General features: G+C 54.9%; 22 protein-coding genes, 1 tRNA gene and 1 pseudogene. 3 read left to right on the forward strand and 21 right to left on the reverse strand.

Features of this window, described 5'->3' with window-relative positions; all coding sequences use genetic code 11:
- Positions 1-90 precede the first annotated feature (90 nt).
- Positions 91-1236 (forward strand): porin, encoded by a 1146-nt coding sequence (locus tag ACI2JR_RS15610; protein ID WP_132728555.1) that lies wholly within the window; start codon positions 91-93, stop codon positions 1234-1236.
- 125 nt (positions 1237-1361) lie between these two features.
- Here ACI2JR_RS15610 and mnmH read toward each other — a convergent pair whose 3' ends face one another.
- The 5 genes from mnmH to ppiB form a co-directional block, all read right to left on the reverse strand.
- Complete coding sequence (gene mnmH / locus ACI2JR_RS15615; RefSeq protein WP_462478928.1) at positions 1362-2438, reverse strand: tRNA 2-selenouridine(34) synthase MnmH; 1077 nt, start codon at positions 2436-2438, stop codon at positions 1362-1364.
- 179 nt (positions 2439-2617) lie between these two features.
- The gene (gene purK / locus ACI2JR_RS15620) at positions 2618-3694 is read right to left on the reverse strand and encodes a 5-(carboxyamino)imidazole ribonucleotide synthase (protein WP_132728559.1); all 1077 of its coding nucleotides are present in this window, start codon (positions 3692-3694) and stop codon (positions 2618-2620) included.
- Positions 3691-4200, reverse strand: coding sequence for a 5-(carboxyamino)imidazole ribonucleotide mutase (purE, locus tag ACI2JR_RS15625; RefSeq protein ID WP_462478929.1), 510 nt, complete (start codon positions 4198-4200; stop codon positions 3691-3693). The genes purK and purE overlap by 4 nt, the downstream gene beginning before the upstream one ends.
- 119 nt (positions 4201-4319) lie before the next feature.
- On the reverse strand, positions 4320-5042 hold the full coding sequence (lpxH, locus tag ACI2JR_RS15630; RefSeq protein WP_462478930.1) for a UDP-2,3-diacylglucosamine diphosphatase: 723 nt from the start codon (positions 5040-5042) through the stop codon (positions 4320-4322).
- 3 nt (positions 5043-5045) lie between these two features.
- A complete protein-coding gene (gene ppiB / locus ACI2JR_RS15635) occupies positions 5046-5540 on the reverse strand; it encodes a peptidylprolyl isomerase B (protein ID WP_132728565.1) in 495 nt (164 codons plus the stop codon).
- Positions 5541-5712: 172 nt separating this feature from the next.
- Here ppiB and cysS point away from each other — a divergent pair, with 172 nt between their 5' ends.
- On the forward strand, positions 5713-7098 hold the full coding sequence (gene cysS / locus ACI2JR_RS15640) for a cysteine--tRNA ligase (protein ID WP_132728567.1): 1386 nt from the start codon (positions 5713-5715) through the stop codon (positions 7096-7098).
- 46 nt (positions 7099-7144) lie between these two features.
- Here cysS and ybcJ read toward each other — a convergent pair whose 3' ends face one another.
- Both ybcJ and folD read right to left on the reverse strand, forming a co-directional pair.
- Positions 7145-7357 (reverse strand): ribosome-associated protein YbcJ, encoded by a 213-nt coding sequence (ybcJ, locus tag ACI2JR_RS15645; RefSeq protein ID WP_004858878.1) that lies wholly within the window; start codon positions 7355-7357, stop codon positions 7145-7147.
- A 1-nt stretch (position 7358) separates the two neighbouring features.
- Positions 7359-8225 carry a bifunctional methylenetetrahydrofolate dehydrogenase/methenyltetrahydrofolate cyclohydrolase FolD gene (folD, locus tag ACI2JR_RS15650; protein ID WP_123755776.1) on the reverse strand — a complete coding sequence of 289 codons (867 nt, stop codon included), beginning with the start codon at positions 8223-8225 and terminating at the stop codon, positions 7359-7361.
- 354 nt (positions 8226-8579) lie between these two features.
- On the opposite strand from folD, the gene ACI2JR_RS15655 reads away from it, so the two are divergent.
- Positions 8580-8656, forward strand: a tRNA-Arg gene (locus ACI2JR_RS15655).
- An 18-nt stretch (positions 8657-8674) separates the two neighbouring features.
- On the opposite strand, the gene ACI2JR_RS15660 is transcribed toward ACI2JR_RS15655, so the two are convergent.
- From ACI2JR_RS15660 to ACI2JR_RS15725, 14 genes and pseudogenes are all read right to left on the reverse strand, one after another.
- Positions 8675-9835 carry a tyrosine-type recombinase/integrase gene (locus ACI2JR_RS15660; protein WP_462478931.1) on the reverse strand — a complete coding sequence of 387 codons (1161 nt, stop codon included), beginning with the start codon at positions 9833-9835 and terminating at the stop codon, positions 8675-8677.
- Positions 9836-9969: 134 nt separating this feature from the next.
- Positions 9970-10062 (reverse strand): annotated as a pseudogene (locus tag ACI2JR_RS15665) (helix-turn-helix domain-containing protein); the annotation flags it as partial.
- Positions 10063-10065: 3 nt separating this feature from the next.
- Positions 10066-10284, reverse strand: a complete 219-nt coding sequence (locus ACI2JR_RS15670) for a TraR/DksA family transcriptional regulator (RefSeq protein ID WP_462478932.1) — start codon at positions 10282-10284, stop codon at positions 10066-10068.
- Positions 10285-10310: 26 nt separating this feature from the next.
- Positions 10311-10883: a hypothetical protein gene (locus ACI2JR_RS15675; protein ID WP_462478933.1), complete on the reverse strand. Its 573-nt coding sequence runs from the start codon at positions 10881-10883 to the stop codon at positions 10311-10313.
- A complete protein-coding gene (locus ACI2JR_RS15680; RefSeq protein WP_073550158.1) occupies positions 10880-11101 on the reverse strand; it encodes a hypothetical protein in 222 nt (73 codons plus the stop codon). Before ACI2JR_RS15680 ends, ACI2JR_RS15675 begins: the two co-directional genes overlap by 4 nt.
- Positions 11098-12267, reverse strand: coding sequence for a DNA cytosine methyltransferase (locus ACI2JR_RS15685; RefSeq protein ID WP_462478934.1), 1170 nt, complete (start codon positions 12265-12267; stop codon positions 11098-11100). Before ACI2JR_RS15685 ends, ACI2JR_RS15680 begins: the two co-directional genes overlap by 4 nt.
- On the reverse strand, positions 12264-12791 hold the full coding sequence (locus tag ACI2JR_RS15690) for a phage N-6-adenine-methyltransferase (protein WP_462478935.1): 528 nt from the start codon (positions 12789-12791) through the stop codon (positions 12264-12266). Before ACI2JR_RS15690 ends, ACI2JR_RS15685 begins: the two co-directional genes overlap by 4 nt.
- Before the next feature lie 13 nt (positions 12792-12804).
- Positions 12805-13089, reverse strand: a complete 285-nt coding sequence (locus ACI2JR_RS15695) for a hypothetical protein (RefSeq protein WP_462478936.1) — start codon at positions 13087-13089, stop codon at positions 12805-12807.
- Positions 13090-13111: 22 nt separating this feature from the next.
- Positions 13112-13492 (reverse strand): hypothetical protein, encoded by a 381-nt coding sequence (locus tag ACI2JR_RS15700; RefSeq protein ID WP_462478937.1) that lies wholly within the window; start codon positions 13490-13492, stop codon positions 13112-13114.
- Positions 13492-14103 carry an ERF family protein gene (locus tag ACI2JR_RS15705; RefSeq protein WP_462478938.1) on the reverse strand — a complete coding sequence of 204 codons (612 nt, stop codon included), beginning with the start codon at positions 14101-14103 and terminating at the stop codon, positions 13492-13494. The genes ACI2JR_RS15700 and ACI2JR_RS15705 overlap by 1 nt, the downstream gene beginning before the upstream one ends.
- A 7-nt stretch (positions 14104-14110) precedes the next feature.
- On the reverse strand, positions 14111-14290 hold the full coding sequence (locus ACI2JR_RS15710) for a hypothetical protein (protein WP_462478939.1): 180 nt from the start codon (positions 14288-14290) through the stop codon (positions 14111-14113).
- An 88-nt stretch (positions 14291-14378) separates the two neighbouring features.
- On the reverse strand, positions 14379-14720 hold the full coding sequence (locus ACI2JR_RS15715; RefSeq protein ID WP_462478940.1) for a hypothetical protein: 342 nt from the start codon (positions 14718-14720) through the stop codon (positions 14379-14381).
- A 1-nt stretch (position 14721) separates the two neighbouring features.
- Entirely contained in the window at positions 14722-14937 is a 216-nt protein-coding gene (locus ACI2JR_RS15720; RefSeq protein WP_462478941.1) for a cell division protein FtsZ, read from the reverse strand.
- Positions 14938-15142: 205 nt separating this feature from the next.
- On the reverse strand, positions 15143-15652 hold the full coding sequence (locus ACI2JR_RS15725) for a hypothetical protein (protein ID WP_462478942.1): 510 nt from the start codon (positions 15650-15652) through the stop codon (positions 15143-15145).
- Between the last annotated feature and the right edge of the window lie 377 nt (positions 15653-16029).

Below are 16029 nucleotides of genomic sequence, written 5' to 3' on the forward strand. Positions count from 1 at the left end.
AAACATTAAAAAACCGACAACACGGCGAGTCAAATCGCAGTTAATATTCAACCAGGAATTATAAGGTTGCTTATTACTCGAGGAGAAAGCATGGCACATAAAATAAAAGCGCTGGCGATGACGATCGGCGCGACCCTGGCGTTAACCTCTTTCGCATCCCAGGCTGAGATTACGCTGCTGAAACAAGACCCGCAGGCCGGGGATCCGTTGAGCCGCCTGAATTTCACCGTCGGCGGGAGTATTCGTCCGCAGTTCAACATGATGTCCGGTGACGGTGACAAAGGTTCTTATAAGCGTAATGGCTTTGATGGCGGCACCCGTTTCCGCTTCGCCGCGGATTATTATCTGTTTGATGATATTAGCTGGATCAGCTATTACGAGCTGGGGGTGAATATTCCGGCGCTGTTTGACTGGGATAACCACTATGCGGAAGGCGCCAATAATACCTCGCGCCGTATGCTCTATACCGGGCTGAAGAGCGACACCTGGGGGACCTTAACCTACGGTCAGCAAAACAGTATCTACTACGACGTGGTCGGGGTGAAAACCGATATCTGGGATTACGACATGGTCGCCCAGGCGCCGGGCAACGGGATTAACGGCGACTACGATGGTTCGTATCGCTCTCGTAATATGCTGAAATATAAGAAAACCGTTGGCGATGTCGATCTTTATGCCTCTTATCTGTTCGAGGATAGCGAATATCTGCCGGGCAATGGCCTGCGCTATAAGCGTAAAGGCGGCGGTTCGGTGGGCGCGGATTACCACATCACCAGAGATCTGACCTGGGGTACCGCGTGGAACTACACCCGTGCCGAAATGCGCGATCCGTCAAGCGCGGATAATAAATCCTACGATCAGAATATCGTGGGTACGGCGCTAAGCTGGACGCCGGATAACTGGACCTTCTCCTTCGGCGGCGGCTGGTATCAGAACTTCCTGACCACCAAAAAAGCCGACGTCGACAACTACTTCGCCGGAGATGCCTGGGGGATTGAGTACTTCGCCGGGTATACCTTCCCGGTTGGTCAGTACGCGGTTAAATCTGTTCAGCCGTACTTTATGGGCGATCGCCTGGAGTACGTGAATGGCCGCAACTATCAGCGAATTGATAACGGTCTGGGGATTAGCTTCCAGCTGGATTATGGTTTCCGCGTCGATTACGAGCACGTCTTTACCTCCAGCACCGACAACCTGGGCGATATGAATCTGGTGCGTCTGCGCTACGACTTCTAAGCCATCACCCTCAGCGCAGCGCGATGCCGTTTATCCCCGGTTCGCGCTGCGCTTAGCCGGGTTACAAGAACGACGGCTTAAGAGGTAGCCCGGTAAGGCGTAAACCGCGACCCGGGAGCCGCAGGTCAGCGCGCCAGCCAGGAGGCGACGTCGTACCAGGTACCGCGGAAGATGATTTTGTCCGCTTTTTTACTGAGCTGATAGCGGTACATCGGATCGTAATATTCTTGCAACAGCGGAATCAGCCAGCTGAAATGAGCTTCGCTACTGGCGTTGCGCAACTGTTTCGCCAGCGCGTCGTCGAGCAGGGCGGTGAGCTGGGCAAAACGCTGTAGTCCCAGGCGACGGCGAATGGCGAACAGGCCGTGATGCAGATATTCGCTGTATTCCTGCCAGCCTTTCTCCTCGCCATAAGCGGCGATAAAGTCGCGGTGCATACGTTCAAAATACTCTTCCCGCAGGCGTTCCAGACGGATAGCAAACGGGTCTTCGACCACCGCCAGCGGCGATTGCGCCATTCGCTGACGCAGACATTCCGGCAGATGATTCGCGCCGATCGTATGCCCTTCATCTTCCAGCACCCAGCGGCTGTGCTGCCGCGCTTTTTTTAGCATCGCCACGGCCAGGTGGTTTTCAAATGTTGCCTGCGCGTGCTGTTCGCGCAACGTGCGGCCAAACGATGAACCGCGATGGTGGGCGAGGCCTTCCAGATCGATCCCATCGGCACGTGAACAGACCAGCTGGGTTTTACCGTTGCCGGTGCAGCCGCCGATCAGCACGATCGGCCGCTGGACCAGCTCTTCGGTGAGTTGCATGGCGGCCTGGCGCAGCGCTTTATAGCCGCCGACGATCGCCGGGTAATCGATGCCGGATTCGCGCAGCCATTGCTGCACGATGTGGGAACGCTGGCCGCCGCGCGCGCAGCACAGATAGCCCTGAGGATAGCGTAGGCAGGCTTCACGCCATGCCGCGATGCGGCTGTCCCGCAGTTCGCCGTTCACCAACCGATGGCCCAGCGCTAAAGCCGCTTCAGCTCCCTGGCGTTTATAGCAGATACCGACGGCTGCGCGTTCCTCATCATTCATCAGCGGTAGGTTAAGCGCTGCGGGGAGCGCGCTTTGGCGGAATTCGACCGGGGCGCGGACGTCAATGAGTGGCGTATCCGCCGTGAGAATGGTGCGGTAATCCGTCCCATTTGTCATGGGTCATCCTTCTGAAGTCAAACGGAATGCATCTTTAAAGCGAGAAAATCTTTAAAGCAAGGAGGGGATTCTACGCGCCTGAATGTATGCCGGGGAAGGGGGAAGATCAATTCCCCGGCAAATAGCCGTTCGCATGCAGGCTGCAGATGCGCTGGCGGCGGTTCTGCAACCTGCATGGGTCAGGAGAGAGAGGTCAACTGAGATTGTGCCCAGAAAACACCGCTGGCGTACTCGGGCGGCAGTAAGGGTTTCAACGCTTCCAGCGTCGCGCTCAGACGGTCGGTATCGCTATCGGTCAGGTTCAGGTGACCCACTTTGCGCCCCGGACGTACCTCTTTATCGTACCAGTGCAGATGTACCAGCGGCAGCTTCAGCCAGTCGTAATTAAGCCCGGTGCCGATCAGGTTGATCATCACCGACGGGCTGTTTACCACCGGCGGCGGCAGCGGTAATCCGACGATCGCCCGCAGATGTAGCTCGAACTGGCTGATGGAGGCGCCGTTCTGCGTCCAGTGGCCGCTGTTATGCACGCGCGGCGCCAGCTCGTTAATCAGCAGGCCGTCGGCGGTGACGAAACACTCCATCGCCATCACGCCGACGTAGTTCAGCTCGTTCATAATCGCTGAAAGCATGTTTTCAGCCTGATCCTGCTGGCGGGCATTGGCCTGCGGGAAGGCGACGCTGGCGCGCAGAATACCGTCCTGATGCAGATTGCGGGTCAGCGGATAGAATACCGTGCTGCCATCCCGCGCGCGGGCGCCAACCAGTGAGACTTCGGCAGAAAAGTTGATACCCTGCTCAACGATACATTCGCCGTAGTTATCATCTGGCAGCTGGGCGATGTCGCTTTCAGCCAGGCGCCATTGGCCACGACCGTCGTAACCGCCGACGCGGCGTTTCACGATGGCCAGCTCGCCGAGACGCGCGAATATCGCCGGCCACTCATTTTTATCCGCCAGCAGCTGCCACGGCGCGGTGGCGAGCCCCAGCTTGTCGAACAGCTGCTTTTGCGTCAGACGATCGGCAATAATCGGGAATACGTCGCGGTTAACAAACGCCGGATGGCGCGCCAGCTCGCGGGTGAGCGCCGTTTCCGGCCAGCGTTCGATTTCTGCGGTGATCACGCTTTGCTGAAACGGCACCGCTTCAGGATCGGCCTCAAGGCCGACCGGCCAGACGGCGATACCCAGCGGTTCGCCGGCCTGACGCAGCATACGGCCTAACTGGCCGTTGCCGAGGATGCAGACCTGCTTCATGCCGCACCCCGCGGGTCCGGATTCTCCAGCACTTCATCGGTCTGGGCCTGACGCCAGGCGCGCAGGCGCTGATGCAGTTCAGCATCGTGCTGAGCCAGAATCTGCGCCGCCAGCAGGGCCGCGTTGGCGGCACCGGCTTTGCCGATGGCCAGCGTGCCGACCGGGATCCCGCGCGGCATCTGGACGATGGAGTAAAGACTGTCTACGCCGCTTAACGCCGCGCTTTGTACCGGAACGCCTAAGACCGGCACCAGCGTTTTCGCCGCAATCATGCCCGGCAGATGCGCCGCGCCGCCCGCGCCGGCAATAATCACCTGATAACCGTTGCTTTCCGCGCCTTCGGCGAAGCTGAACAGTTTATCGGGCGTGCGGTGTGCGGAGACCACTTCAACATGGTACGGCACGTTCAGGGCATCAAGGATTTCTGCGGTAAACTGCATGGTAGCCCAGTCGCTTTTGGACCCCATCACGATGGCGATACGCGCCGAATTATTGCGGGAAGACATGCGTCTTAAAACTCCTGTGGGTGTGCTTCACACTGCTTTAGAGGCCACAGAGAATAACATGATCTTCTGGCAAGGAAAACGGTTGCGTCACCTGAGATAAGGTGAAAAAACGCGGAAAATTACCACGGGAAAGGAATCAGTTCGACGTCGTCTTTGCTGACTTTGACCATTGAGCCTTCGCTGTGCCACGCCCCGAGGACCACGCGAAAAGCGGGTTCGCCGTTGGCGTTTAATGAATGGATGGCAGGGCGATGGGTATGGCCATGAATCAACCATTGCACCCGATGTTTTTCCATGACATTAACCACGGCCTGCGGATTAACATCCATAATCGCCATCGACTTGCTGCTGTTGGCCGCCTTGCTGTCGGCGCGCATTCTCGCGGCAATGCGACGGCGAATAAACAGCGGCAGGGCAAGGAACAGACGTTGAATCCACGGCGTATGCACTTTGGCGCGAAAGGCCAGATAGCCGGCATCATCGGTGCAGAGCGTGTCGCCATGCATAATCAGTACCCGGTGACCGTACAGCTCGAGCACCTTTTCTTCCGCCAGCAGGGTCATACCGCAGGCGCGTGCAAAGCGCTGGCCTATGAGAAAATCACGGTTACCGTGAATGAAATAGCAGGGGACGCCCGAGCGGGTTAACTCGTTCAGCGCAGAGGCGATTTCCTGATGCAACGGGTTTGGGTCGTCATCGCCGATCCAGGCTTCAAACAGATCGCCGAGGATATACAGCGCATCGGCCTCGCGGGCTTCTCCACGCAAAAAGCGCAGAAAACCGGCGGTGATCGCCGGTTCTTCTGTTTGCAGGTGCAAATCCGCAATAAAAAGTGTCGCCACGAATTACTCGCTGAGGGTGACGCTTTTGATCACAACGTCTTCTTTCGGCACATCCTGATGCATGCCGCTACGGCCGGTAGCAACCGCTTTGATTTTGTCGACCACGTCCATGCCTTCAACAACTTCGGCAAATACGCAGTAGCCCCAACCCTGCAGGCTTTCGCCAGAGAAGTTCAGGAAGTCGTTATCGACAACGTTGATGAAGAACTGCGCGGTGGCGGAGTGAGGCGCCTGAGTACGGGCCATTGCCAGCGTACCGCGGGTGTTTTTCAGGCCGTTGTTGGCTTCATTCTGAATCGGGGATTTGGTGGTTTTCTGCTCCATGCCCGGCTCAAAACCGCCGCCCTGGATCATGAACCCGTTGATAACACGGTGGAAAATGGTGTTGTCGTAGAAACCTTCGCGGCAGTAGTCCAGGAAGTTTTTAACTGTTTCCGGCGCTTTGTCGTCAAACGTTTTGATTACGATATCGCCATGATTAGTGTGGAAAGTAACCATTTTTGCATCCTGTTCCGATAATTGTGGTGCTAAACCCAAAGTTGGGCGTGACATAAGGGGCTGTTATAGCATAACCGCAGGGTTCGATCACCTTGCATTGTGTGCTGCTTCGGGGTTGAATTAAGGTTAGAATACGCGACCTATATCCACACACGTCTACACGGAATCTTCGATGTTAAAAATTTTTAATACACTGACGCGCCAAAAAGAAGAGTTTAAACCTATCCATGCCGGGGAAGTGGGCATGTACGTGTGTGGTATTACCGTTTACGATCTCTGTCATATCGGCCATGGCCGTACTTTCGTCTCTTTCGACGTCGTTGCCCGCTATCTGCGTTTTCTCGGCTATAAGCTGAAGTATGTCCGCAACATTACCGACATCGACGATAAAATCATTAAGCGCGCTAATGAGAACGGTGAAAGCTTTGTCGCGCTGGTCGATCGCATGATTGCCGAAATGCATCATGACTTCGATGCGCTGAATATTCTGCGCCCGGACCTCGAACCGCGCGCGACGCACCATATTCCGGAGATTATTGAGATTACCGAACAGCTGATTGCGCGCGGCCACGCGTACGTGGCGGACAACGGCGACGTGATGTTCTCGGTCCCGACCGATCCGAACTACGGTCAGCTGTCGCGCCAGGATCTGGACCAGCTGCAGGCCGGCGCGCGCGTTGACGTCGTCGACGTAAAGCGTAACCCGATGGATTTTGTGCTGTGGAAAATGTCGAAAGAGGGGGAGCCGAGCTGGCCTTCTCCGTGGGGCAACGGGCGCCCGGGTTGGCACATTGAATGTTCGGCGATGAACTGCAAACAGCTGGGTAACCATTTTGATATTCACGGCGGCGGTTCGGACCTGATGTTCCCGCATCACGAAAACGAGATTGCCCAGTCCACCTGCGCGCACGATGGCGAATATGTGAACTACTGGATGCACTCCGGCATGGTGATGGTTGATCGCGAGAAGATGTCGAAATCGCTGGGCAACTTCTTTACCGTGCGTGACGTGCTGCAGTACTACGATGCAGAGACTATCCGCTACTTCCTGATGTCCGGCCATTATCGTAGCCAACTGAACTACAGTGAAGAAAACCTCAAGCAGGCGCGCTCTGCCCTCGAACGTCTGTACACTGCGCTGCGTGGGACCGACAAATCAGCGGCGCCAGCCGGCGGCGAAGCTTTTGAAGCGCGCTTTGTTGAAGCGATGGATGACGATTTCAATACCCCGGAAGCCTATTCCGTGCTGTTCGATATGGCGCGTGAAGTCAACCGTCTGAAGACGGAAGATGTCGCCGCCGCCAACGCCATGGCGGCGCACATGCGCAAACTCTCCGGCGTGCTGGGGCTGCTGGAGCAGGAACCGGATGCGTTCCTGCAAAGCGGTGCGCAGGCGGATGATGGCGAAGTGGCAGCAATCGAAGCTCTGATTCAGCAGCGTCTGGATGCGCGTAAAGCGAAGGACTGGGCGGCGGCAGATGCCGCGCGCGACCGTCTGAACGAGATGGGGATTGTGCTGGAAGACGGCCCGCAGGGAACCACCTGGCGCCGTAAGTAAGCGATAAGAAAACGCCCGGCATGCCGGGCGTTTTTATGTCTCGGGATCAGGCGGTAACGGTGACGCTCTGGCCTTCAAAGCTCACCGTTTGACCGGCGACGATTTTGCAGCGTTTGCGGGTTTCTACCGCACCGTCAACCTTAACCAGACCATCGGCGATGGCGATTTTCGCCTGCGCGCCGCTTTCGCTCCAGCCTTCCAGCTTCAGCAGATCGCACAGTTCAACGTGCGGGTGTTTACCCAGAGAAAAATTCGCCATCTCAGGCCTCCTGAATGTCGTGATATTCTTCGCATGCCTGAAGGGTGTTCTGAATCAGGGTTGCGACAGTCATTGGGCCGACGCCGCCGGGTACAGGCGTAATGTAAGAAGCGCGTTCGGCGGCGTCTTCGAAGACCACGTCACCGACCACTTTGCCGCTTTCCAGGCGGTTAATACCAACGTCAACCACGATGGCGCCTTCTTTGATCCACTCACCCGGAATAAAGCCCGGCTTACCGACCGCGACGATCAGCAGATCAGCATTTTCGACATGCTGACGCAGGTTTTTGGTAAAGCGATGGGTAACGGTGGTGGTGCAGCCCGCCAGCAGCAGCTCCATGCTCATCGGGCGGCCCACGATGTTGGATGCACCGATAACCACCGCGTTCAGGCCATAGGTGTCGATATTGTAACGCTCAAGCAGCGTGACGATTCCGCGCGGCGTACACGGGCGCAGGCGCGGTGCGCGCTGACACAGACGGCCAACGTTGTACGGGTGGAAACCGTCGACGTCTTTGTCCGGCGCAATGCGCTCCAGCACTTTCACGTTGTCGATGCCGGCGGGCAGCGGCAACTGAACCAGAATGCCGTCGATGGTGTTATCGGCATTCAGCGTATCAATAAGCTCCAGTAACTCCGCCTCGCTGGTGGTTTCCGGGAGATCGTATGAGCGGGAGATGAACCCCACCTCTTCACACGCCTTGCGCTTGCTGCCGACATAAATCTGCGAGGCCGGGTTGCTGCCGACCAGCACGACGGCCAACCCTGGAGCGCGTTTGCCGGCCGCAGTACGGGCCTTCACTTTTTCCGCGACCTCAGAGCGTACCTGCTGCGCAATCGTTTTACCGTCAATAATTTTTGCTGCCATCAGAGAGAGGATTCCATCTGTATCGTAACGAAAGGGGGATGCGGATATTTTGTCAGAAGCCGGCCTCGCTGTCAGTCCTCGTTTGATTTTTTATCCCTCTTTGACCGAACAGAAGGCTAAAGACACCGTTAAATAAAGGGGTATCAGGGGCTAAATGGGGGATTTTGGCGGTTTATTGCCACAAATGCACAACATGCTGAAAACAGGTGCTGAGTAATCCTTGAGCAACCTTTGCAGGATATGTAGACAAGTCAGTTACGCATCAACAGTTTCGTGGCAAAATGCATTGACTCACCGAGCGTTGACCGTATAATTCCAGGCGGTTTCACTCCACGAAGCTCCCGCTTCCTCAGTGCGCCCTTAGCTCAGTTGGATAGAGCAACGGCCTTCTAAGCCGTAGGTCACAGGTTCGAACCCTGTAGGGCGTACCATTAATAATCAATCACTTATCAACTTCCTCCAGTCGCTGATTTTTCCTTGTGGGACATATTTGGGACATCTTCTGCAAAAATCGAGTCAATTTGACGTGCGTGCTCAGTTAAATGGTTAGGTGCAAGGTGAGCATATCGACGGACCATTTCGATGCTTTCCCATCCACCCATTTCCTGCAGTACAGAAAGTGGAACTCCTGACTGAATTAACCAGCTTGCCCAGGTGTGCCGGAGGTCGTGAAAACGAAAATCCTCAATTCCTGCTCGTTTGCATGCAGAGTTCCACGCCCGGTTGTCATCAACGCGCATTTTCCTTACCACAGGCGTTAATGAGCGATCAGGTCGATGCCATGCTTTCGTATGGACGAACACCCATTTATGATGGTTCCCTATCTGATCGCGCAGAACCTTACAGGCAGTATCATTAAGCGCTACGCCAATAGCGCGGTTTGATTTGCTATCTTCCGGGTTAACCCAGGCAACGCGACGCTGCATGTCGATTTGCTGCCATTCCAGATTGATGATGTTCGAACGACGCAGGCCGGTTGCCAGCGCAAACTTAACAACCGACTTTAGCGGATCCGGACATTCATCAATCAGCCTTTTCGCCTCTTCATGCTCAAGCCACCGAACGCGCTTATTTCTCACTGACGGTATCTTGATTACTGGCGCTTTCTCCAGCCATTTCCAGTCTCGCTCCGCTGCGCGCAGGATGGCTTTCATCAGTGCCAGGTGCTTAGCTTTGGTCGATGTGGTCACAGGCTTAGCCTCAAATATTGGCGCTTCCTTTCCCTTCCTTTTTGCAGCATCAACCCTCTGCTGCCATATCTCCTTTGCCTTCCTATTCTGCATCCTGCTAACCACGGCATAAATCTTTGCCTCGGTAATATCCTTTAGCTTCACCCCTTCGAAATGCTCAAGCCAGAATCCCATCCGGCCTTTATCGGTATCGAGAGATTTCTTGTCTGCTTTCTCTTCCAGCCAACGGAGGCATGCTTCTTCAAAAGTCACTTCAGGAAAGTCGCCGAGTCTGTCTACTCGCCAGAGTTCAGCCTTTCTTTTGTCGTGCAACTCCTGAGCTTGCCGCTTTTCCGCTGTCCCAAGAGACTCCTTAATTCGCTTCCCGCCCGGGAGCGAGTACGAGGCGTACCATATTTCACCTCTGCGGAAGATGGACATTTGCGATCCTCTTTATGTGCATCACCCGCGCTCACTCCGACAGTATGCAGCGGCGAGTTTAGCGCCGCAATGCATGCCTGTCTGGTTGTGAGGTATGGTGACTTTGGTTTACTTGGGTCTTTTCTGGTTGCCATAAGCCTGCCTGATCGTATCCAGTTAGTGGCTGTAGGCCGTGATATCTGCAGAAACTCACAGGCTTCGTCCAGAGTAAGGCTATGTGATTCCATCAATCACCTCCGATGCTTTCCGCGTTCTTCTACCTCTTCCTGACACTCCGCGCAGCGCTGGCAGCCAGCCACCGCCTCCCGGCGCCGCTCAGGTATCTCTTCCCCGCAATCGCAGCAGTGAGTAGCTGAAACTGCGTTATGGTTGATCCGCATGTTCTGGATGGTCATTTCTAGGCGGCGCTCTGCCAATTCGTTGGCCTGATCGATGATTTCTGAGCTCATGCTGCACCGCCTTCAACGCGTTTGAACTAGATAACCCATACCCAGGGGTTGTGCTTGAAGCTCTGTTCTGGGTAGATGCTGTCCCACAACTGACGGAACCACAGCCATTTATCCATTCCCCCGCCATACGGCGCCGGATCTGCCGGATAACCTTCTCTCCCTGCATCCTCTTCGCTGATAGTGTTCAGCCGCTCAACACGCACGTCGGTGATTTCCAGCAGAATGCGGCTGGCCCAGCGCGGCATGTGGATTGATGGACGCCATTTAGCTGTGCATACCGTCTCCTTGCGCATTTCATTAATCCAGTCATGGTCGGCGCGATAAGTGAGAAGACCGCTGTATTTGTTCCACGTCTCCCGTACCCATATGCGATCGCCTACAGCACCGAGGGGGCAGGAAGTGGCACCCAAAACAGGATTCATTCCTGTGTGATCTTTTTCGCCGAGAACAACGAAAATTTCTTCTCCGTTGATGTCCCATTCCTTGCAGAACTTCACGGCGCCGGCAGCCCCTTTAACAATCCGCCGTGTATGCGTCTTGCGACCGTCGAGAATGGCGCGCACCATCTCAGCGTTAAATATCATTCCGCGTTCTTTCATGATTCCACTCCATAGCGGCCGCTAAGCCGACCAATAACACTGACAAATTTCACTAGGCTGACACCCATAGGCCGGACCTTCTCGTAGTGCTTGCGAAGGATGGGGGGGCATACAGCGTTCCACTTCGGTTTAGGCTTTACGCTCATCGCCTTGGTTAGCTCTTCTGCGCAGCGACGAGCCTGGGCGCGGAGGGCGTTTTCTTTTTCTTCTGGAGTCATGCGACCCCCATATAAGCTCGAATGAAAGTCGCTGCTGCCTGGGCGTTTATGGCGTTACCGTAGCCTTTGAGGCGGCCGACGCGGTTGCTGCTTGCCACTCTTGCCACCCCGGGCTCGACTCGTCCCATGCGTGCGGCAGCCCCATCAACCAGCGGGAATGTGCCGGGTTCAACTGGACGCCATTTGCCATCTCGACAAAAGAGCCAGTCCGCATCTCGCCAAAAACCGTTAACCTCAAGGGGCCGCAGGCATGAACCGTCACGCCAAGCTCGTTGTTCCATCCTCGCCTCTCGGCTTCTTTCGTCGCCCCATCCAGTGTTCTTGCCCCCTTCTGTGCATCTGTTTCTTTCGGAGTGGGCCATCCAGTCATGAACGCCTGGCGCGGCAGTTGGTCCAGTCTGTCTTTCCCTTCCCGCTGCGCCGTCATTCCCGCCGAGTCTTTCCAGTCGCGTGACGTTGGCGTTACCCATCCTGCCATCCTCGATGCGCCTCCCAGCGTGGTTCCTCTCTTTGGCGCATTGGCGGCCGCACCCGCCCCCGCAATTTGGTTGTTGTCTATCGTGGTCGGCGTCGGCCAGCCAGACATCATCGCCGCCGTTTGAATATTCATACCGCCCAGACGCCCTGACGTCCCCGCGCCGGTCACTGATGACGCCGTTGGCGTTGGCCACCCAGTAGGCCCGCTCTCTGATGTGCGGCGCACCGATGCCCGCTGACGTAAACGGCACAAGCCCAAAGGCGTATCCCATTCCTTCCAGGTCTGTTTGTACAAGGTCGAACCAAGCATTTGCGTTACCTGCTGCAACCTGTTCGCCAAAGACATGCTGAGGTCGGAGCTCGCTGATGAGGTGGAAGAAGTGCGGCCAAAGGTGCCGCTCGTCAGCAAACCCATCTCCTTTGCCTGCCGCGCTGAAAGGCTGGCACGGACAGGAGCCGGTCCAGACTGGTTTATCGTCAGGCCATCCGGCGAGGCGGAGTGAGTGAGACCAGACGCCGATTCCGGCGAAAAAGTGGCACTGGGTAAATCCTCTGAGGTCGTCAGGTGTGACATCTTCAATACTCCGTTCGTCAACTTCGCCCCGGGCGATATGCCCAGCGGCTATGAGGTTGCGCAGCCACTGCGCCGCGAATGGGTCGATCTCGTTGTAGTAAGCTGCCGCGCTCATGCTGCCTCCAGAGTGCCGATCCGCTTTAACTCAGCCAGCGATACGGATGTGATGATGTGTCGCGGACTGATGAACGGGCGCCAGATAAACAGCAGCGAGCCTTTTGGGTTGCTATGGCGCTTGCCTGTAACGGATGCCGGAACAAACTGGACGCGACCGCCGGTTATCAGCCGCAGTTCATCAGTTGACTGCATAGCCGAGATAAACCAGCCGGTAGAGATGTCAGCCGGCAGCAGCATCACTACAGCCTGAGACTGCGCCCTGGATTGTTCGGCAGCCTTTTCCACCCATGGCCCGATATCGGAATAGGGCGGGTTACACCAGATCGCGCCGTGTGACGTCCAGTCGCTGCTCAGCGAGTCATCCAGCTCAGTGAGGTAATGAGCGCAAAGCGCATTACTCTCAGAGGCTGCAGCGTCCAGCCAGAAGCCAAATTCGCGATCGAGCGCATTGAAAATTTCAATCGGTGTTTGCCAGTAGTCGCGTTCATTTTTTGGTGTTTTCGATCCGCCGAAATCAGTCATTGCGCACCTCTTTTCATTCGTTGCTGATGGCACCGTAGCGGGTGCGGTAGAGCTTGAATCTCTCGTCTTCGCTTGTCGGCCGCATCGGGCCAACAGGCACAAATCCGGGCTTCATGCTTGCTTCAAGGTTGTCGTGCCAGACATCCTTTTCTGACCGACGCTGAAGCCGTTCTTCCATGCTTGGGGTCTGATAATCGTTATTGGAAATAGCTTCAAAGCACCGCGCCAGCACCTCTGCTTTTGTGCCGGTACGGACTGGGGGGCGCAGGTATCTCGCCTCGTTAAGAGGTGCTGACATGGATGACTCCTTGGTGGTTAAATCAGAAGGGGATTGATTCGTCGAACTGGCTATCTGTGGTTTGGTGGGCGTGACCATTCGCTGACTGACCTGAAGAAGCGAAGCCAATGCGTGCGTTTAGCAACTCAAGGGTAATTGACTGTCCGTTCTGTCCCTGGTAAACATCAACCTTGATGTTCTCTCCAGTGACTTCCACGATTCCGCCCTCAACCAAGACGCTGCGATAGTAATCGGCCTGAGCTCCAGGCTTGGCAAATACCGCCGCACTGTAGTTCGTCCATTCCTTTTTCTTGGACTGCCGATCGTAATACTGAACGCCAGCACGGATATTAAAGCCAACGCTTTCTCCTGCCTGAAATTCTCGTGCTGGCTTATTGAGTCTGATGGTGATTGAATGCGCCATTAAGCGATAACTCCTTCAAGTTCATCTTTTCGTATGTTGTAGACGTCCTGCGCTTTGTGCTGCTCAGGCGTTCCTTCCAGCATCTTCCATGCCTTAGCAAATGCCTGCTTAAGTTCTTCGGTAGAGTTTTTCTTTGCGGCCGCATCGGAAAATGCCTTTAGGACTTGTTCTGGCGAAGCTTGCTGTTTGACAGGTTGTTTTTGTGGCTCGGCTTCCTGCTGCTGTTTATGCTCATTGGTGTCATCATCTTTTGCATCATCAATACCGAACAAGCCATTCAGGCAATATTTGCGAGCGTATGAACTCGTAGCCCCTGTAACCTGGGCGGAGTCCATTCCTTTCTTGTTCTCTTCTTCCCGTGCCATTGCTGTTGCAGAATGACTGACCGTTCCATCTGTAATTGTCGCGGTGGCCTTCACGTAATACCGGTCGCCTATCAGCACTATCTCATCGCTGACGGAAAGGAAAAGGCCATTCAGAAGCGGCTTAACCCCCTCCAGAATGTCTTCGCAACTTCGGTATTTATATTTCCCGAAAGAGTTGTACTGGTTTTTAGGGGCATTAAGATGTGCCTGGATATGAGCCAGGCGCTTATAAAATTCACTGCTCATATTTACCTCAGAACGGCGCATCGCCGAGGAAGTAGTGATTGTTCATCCGCTCATTGCGGGCCAGTTGCAGGGCTGCTTTCTTCATCCGGCGGTTGCCGCAGCTTTTCCAGTAACGAGCCTCGGCAAGGTGAACTGCTCGTTTATAACGGCTCTCTTCTGGTGTTTTTGCTAGTTCTACAGGGATCACTTTTAGCTCCTTTCAGAATGCACGAAGCCCGTCGCTGTAATAGCCGACATGGTTAAGTAGGTTGGTTTATTCGGTTGGCGGGGGAGGGTTAGTGGCTGATGATTGCTATTTCTTCTTCAGATAATCCTGCAGACTTTAACTTTTCAATCACCGCCTCGCGTTTTTCTCTTGCAATTCTTCGCTCTGCGTCTTCAACTGTTTCGCTATAAATCTTCCCTGGAATTAGCCATCTAGCTCCAACCTTCACAGCAAATGCCTTTTCTACCGGGCAGTCAGAGCCTTGCACATATTTCTTCTTGCCAAGTCGAACGGCGGTTTCCCATGAGTCGCAAACATAAAGCACTACAGGAAATCCACGACCCTCTGTATTGTCGGTATTGCCAATAGTTAACCAAACCTGTTTACTCTCAGCTATTTTAAGTTCTTCCATACTACCCCCTTGCAATTAACGGCTCACCACGCCCATCAAGATAAACCTCAATCATCAGGTCTTTGACGGACTTCTTCTCCATGAGTGAATTTAAGTAAATTACTCGCTTTCCTTCCGGTACTGCTGAAACCTGAAAGTTTCGACCCTTGTGTTTAACTAACATTCCTGGCTTAACCTCATCCCGGAAAAGCGCTTTCGTTCCGTAGTGATTAATCATGGCATCACCACGCTTTAGCCAATAGATAGATTGCTAAAACCCACAGCACAGAGCATGCCGCAAGTGCATAACTGAGAGAGCGCCAGCCGTTTCTGCTCATACAGCCTCCTGCATAGTGAATACATACGCGCACACCAGAGCCAGTAGGTAATAACCGCAAGCTCAATCTTGAACGAGCGCCATGCTCTCCTGTCTTCTTCTCGAATCATTCTGTGCACTCCTCAAATTCACCTGCGGTATTCAACCGATAAGCCGTGCTCTCTTTAATTCCATCTTCGCCGACATAGGCGATGTAAAATTTGTAACGCTTGCCGTTCCAGCGTTTAAAAATGAGCGTGGCTTTTTCGCCGCCGGTCAGGGTGCTGTAATCGCCGCCGGTCAGGGTGCTGTAATCGCCGCCGGTCAGGGTGCTGTAATCGCCGCCGGTCAGGGTGCTGCGATTGCCGCCGGTCAGGGTGCTGTAATCGCCGCCGGTCAGGGTGCTGCGATTGCCGCCGGTCAGGGTGCTGCGATTGCCGCCGGTCAGGGTGCTGTAATCGCCGCCGGTCAGGGTGCTGCGATTGCCGCCGGTCAGGGTGCTGTATACGATCGCATAGCCTTTACCGCCGTTATCCATCAGGTAACTAATGGCCCCGTCACGCTCGCCGCAGTAAACGACATTGGCCTCGGGAAACTTCACTTTGCCTTCAAGGTCGACGACCAAATCCTTTTCCACCTCACAAACCATCCAGTTTGCATCGTCGCTCTCGCTGAGGTATCCGGCTGAGCCTTCACCCCACAGGAGACCGTGAAGACCGTTGCCGCATTCTGTCGTATTTTTCCAGTCAGGAGCCTTAACAAAGCCAGATTTAGGCCAGACAAAGCCGCCGTAAGCCGACATATCTGCATTGCAAGTACGAAGAACGAGTACTGTTTCTTTTGCTTTCTGCATTCTCTTACCCTCAGTAATAAAAAAGGCCGCCCGATGGCAGCCATAATGTCGATTTATGCCGGGATGTTTAGCCACGCCCGGCGCGTGGTTTCCCTGCTTTCCACAGACAAAGGAAACTGATAAATTGGTTATTCCACAGACAATTAAAGGATTTTTTTATG

Source organism: Klebsiella sp. NPDC088457, from assembly GCF_044900465.1.
Lineage (GTDB): Bacteria > Pseudomonadota > Gammaproteobacteria > Enterobacterales > Enterobacteriaceae > Klebsiella.